At 31.7% G+C, this 3,352-nt stretch carries 4 protein-coding genes; 3 read left to right on the plus strand and 1 reads right to left on the minus strand.

The genetic code is table 11. The annotated features are described in order from the left end of the window. The coding region (locus RR430_RS04320) for a cache domain-containing protein (RefSeq protein ID WP_332508708.1) at positions 1 to 645 on the minus strand (645 nt) is incomplete at its 3' end. A 138-nt stretch (positions 646 to 783) separates the two neighbouring features. On the opposite strand from RR430_RS04320, the gene RR430_RS04325 reads away from it, so the two are divergent. From RR430_RS04325 to RR430_RS04335, 3 genes are all read left to right on the plus strand, one after another. Continuing rightward, positions 784 to 1,272 carry an Lrp/AsnC family transcriptional regulator gene (locus tag RR430_RS04325; protein WP_332487297.1) on the plus strand — a complete coding sequence of 163 codons (489 nt, stop codon included), beginning with the start codon at positions 784 to 786 and terminating at the stop codon, positions 1,270 to 1,272. Next, positions 1,269 to 2,435: a pyridoxal phosphate-dependent aminotransferase gene (locus RR430_RS04330; RefSeq protein ID WP_332487296.1), complete on the plus strand. Its 1,167-nt coding sequence runs from the start codon at positions 1,269 to 1,271 to the stop codon at positions 2,433 to 2,435. The genes RR430_RS04325 and RR430_RS04330 overlap by 4 nt, the downstream gene beginning before the upstream one ends. A 68-nt stretch (positions 2,436 to 2,503) precedes the next feature. Next, positions 2,504 to 3,352, plus strand: an 849-nt coding sequence (locus RR430_RS04335) for an AraC family transcriptional regulator (protein WP_332508709.1), incomplete at its 3' end; no start/stop codon positions are given.

Genomic DNA, 3,352 nt, shown 5'->3' on the forward strand with positions numbered 1-3,352 from the left:
AGTATTGCCATCATAATCAAGTACATATAGATAACCTGAACTTCCAATCTTTAATTCTCTGATGTAGTGATTTATATAATTTAAATTAATTTTTTGAATAAGTGCACCAACGATCTCATTTCTATCATTAGCAATAGGTGCGAACATTAGAATTTTTTTTACACTATCATCTGGTATTATTTCGTAATATACATCTGTTGATGATTCTGATGCGTTATAAGGTGCGTATGGATAAACATCGTAGATAAACTTGTTAACTGAGTCAGCTTTTGATGAAGCTAAAATTTTAGCAGTTTTATCTACGATAATTGATTCTTCAACATAGTCGTTAGTTGTAACTGTAACATCTAATATATCTTTAACAGATTGTTGTAGTGAATTAACAGTGTCGATGTCATTGTTGTTATAGGCATCTAAGTAAAGTGAGTTAATTTCTAGTTGAGAAGCATATTCTAAAGTAGAACTCTGTTCGTAGTAAAAATCTTCTAGATGCTTAGAGGCAGCTTTAGACTGATTTGATAAAATCATATTATAGTTGCTTAAAGAATAATTAGTTATTAAAAAATATGAAATAACCCCAATAATGAGTATTGGAAGAGTTGACATAAGGACAATGATTAGTGGTAGGCGGTGTTTAACTTTCATGATTTATTCCTCCGCAAGTATTGTTGAAGCGATACCAATAATATAATTATAGTCCATTTATTCATAAATGAATATTATTTACATATTTAAAAACAATGTTAGTAATGGTAAAATAGAAATAAAGAAAGAGGTATCTTTATGGATGAATTAAAACTATTACATGTATTAGAGAATGATCCTCGTATTTCAATTACGGATTTAGCGGATATTCTTAACGAAACAGAAGAAGTAGTTGTACGTACAAAACGTCGTTTAGAAGATGAAAAGATTATTTGTGGATATCATACAGTCATTAACTGGGATAAGACAAATCGCGATCATTGTATGGCAATTATTGAAGTTGGTGCGCAACCTGAGCGTGAATGTGGTTATGATACAGTTGCTGCCGAAATATCTAAATATCCAGAAGTTTCTAGTTTATATTTAATGAGTGGTAAAAGTGAATTCATGGTTGTTATTCAAGGGAAAACAATGCGTGAAGTAGCTGATTTTGTTGGCCAAAAACTTGCGCCAATTGAAGGGGTTAAGCATACAATTACATGTTTCGTTCTTAAACAATATAAGGTGGAAGGCGTAGTGTTAACTGAAGATGAAGCTACAGCTGACCGATTGATTGTGACACCATGAGTGGTACAAAATATTTAAATAAGTTGATTCAAGAAATACCTCCTTCAGGTATTAGAAAATATTTTGACATGGCAAGTCAAATGGAAGGGGTAGTCTCTTTAGGTGTAGGAGAACCTGATTTTCAAACGCCTTGGCATATTCGTGAAGAAGCTATTTATGCAATTAAAGCTGGTAAAACATTCTATACAAGTAATGTTGGATTACCAGAGTTAAGAAAAGAAATATGTAAATATTATAACCGCCGCTTTAATGTGAGTTATGATTGGAAAAATGAATGTATGATTACCGTAGGTGGATCAGAAGCTATTGATATTGTTATGAGAACAATATTAGATCCGGGGGATGAAGTTGTATTGTTACAACCTGGTTATGTAGCATATGAGCCATTAGTTAGACTTGCAGGAGGAGTACCTGTAATTGTTGAACTTAAAGAAGATAATCATTTTAAGTTAACAAAAGAAGCATTAGAAAAAGCCATAAGTGATAAAACTAAAATATTATTTCTTAACTTTCCTGGTAATCCAACTGGTGGAGTAATGAATAAAGAAGATTATGAGGTTTTAATTCCAATCATTAAACAGCATGATATAGTTGTTTTAACTGATGAAATTTATGCAGAATTATCATACGGTGAAAAGTTTTGTACAATCTCATCTTTTGATGAAATAAAAGAACAAGTCATCGTAATTAATGGATTTTCAAAAGCATATTCAATGACTGGTTGGCGTGTGGGCTATTTGCTAGCTGACAAAGACATTATTAAGTCAATGAATAAAGTACATCAATATTGTATTATGTGTCCATCAACAATTAGTCAATATGCAGCTGTTGAAGCAGCGGCACATGGTGATAAAGATTGTGATATTCATCGAGAATCATTTGAAGGTAGAAGAAACTTTATCGTTAATGGATTAAATCGAATTGGCTTGACTTGTCATTTGCCAGAAGGAGCATTCTATGTGTTCCCAAATATTAGTTCTACAGGATTATCATCTGATGAATTCTGCGAGAGATTATTAAACCAAGAAAAAGTAGCAGTTGTACCAGGATCTGCATTTGGAAAATGTGGAGAAGGTTATGTAAGAATATCTTATGCGTATAGTATTGATGAAATAAAAGTTGCGCTTGAGAGAATTGAAAAGTTCTTAAATTCATTGAAGTAAAGATATGGGGTAATGTTTCCATATCTTTTTATCTAATTATATTTATATAATGTAGGGAAGGAAAATCTATGCAGTGGAAAAAACAGCTTCAACAGATTTTGGATTATGTGGAAAATCATCTTCAAAGATCTGAAGAACCATTAGACCCAGATGAGATTGCGAATATTGTGGGGTGTTCGTATAACTTCTTTCTAAAAGTATTTTCATATATTACAGGTGTTAGTTTCTCGGATTATATTAGAAATCGTAGATTAACTTTAGCGGGTTTTGATTTGAAGAACACTAATATAAAAGTAGCTGAGGTAAGTTATAAATATTGTTATGATTCACCAACTTCATTTACAAAAGCGTTTCAATTATTTCATGGCGTTACACCACGTGAGGCAAAAAGTGGAAATCAGCAGTTGCAAGTTTATCCAAAAATGCAAGTGACTTCTAAACAAGAATATTCATGGAATATAGTAAGTAAACCACCGATGAGGCTTGTAGGTAAAAAAATACAAGTACCTATACAAGATGATCGAATGATAGAAAAAATAGTTGAATATTGGAATCAATGTTTTAAGGATGGAACGTATTTGCAATTAATAAAATTGGACAAAGAAGAAGTTAAAGGTTTATTTGGTTTATATACTAATTATAATTTCTTACAATCAGTTGCGGATTATATTATTGCGGTAAGAAGTAATGAGTTTATTGATGATTTAGATGTAATAGATATTCCAGCTACATCGTGGGCTATATTTGAGTGCTATGGGGCAGAACCTAAAGCGACTCAAAATTGCTGGAAATTTATTGAAGATGAATGGTTGATTAACTATCCTATGAAAAAAATAGATTGTCCAGAACTAGAATGGTTTAGTGATGGGAATTCGTTTAGTGATGACTTTCATAGTCAAGTTTGGGTACCAATTGAT

Source organism: Anaerorhabdus sp. (assembly GCF_036641015.1).
Classification (GTDB): domain Bacteria; phylum Bacillota_I; class Bacilli_A; order Erysipelotrichales; family Erysipelotrichaceae; genus Anaerorhabdus.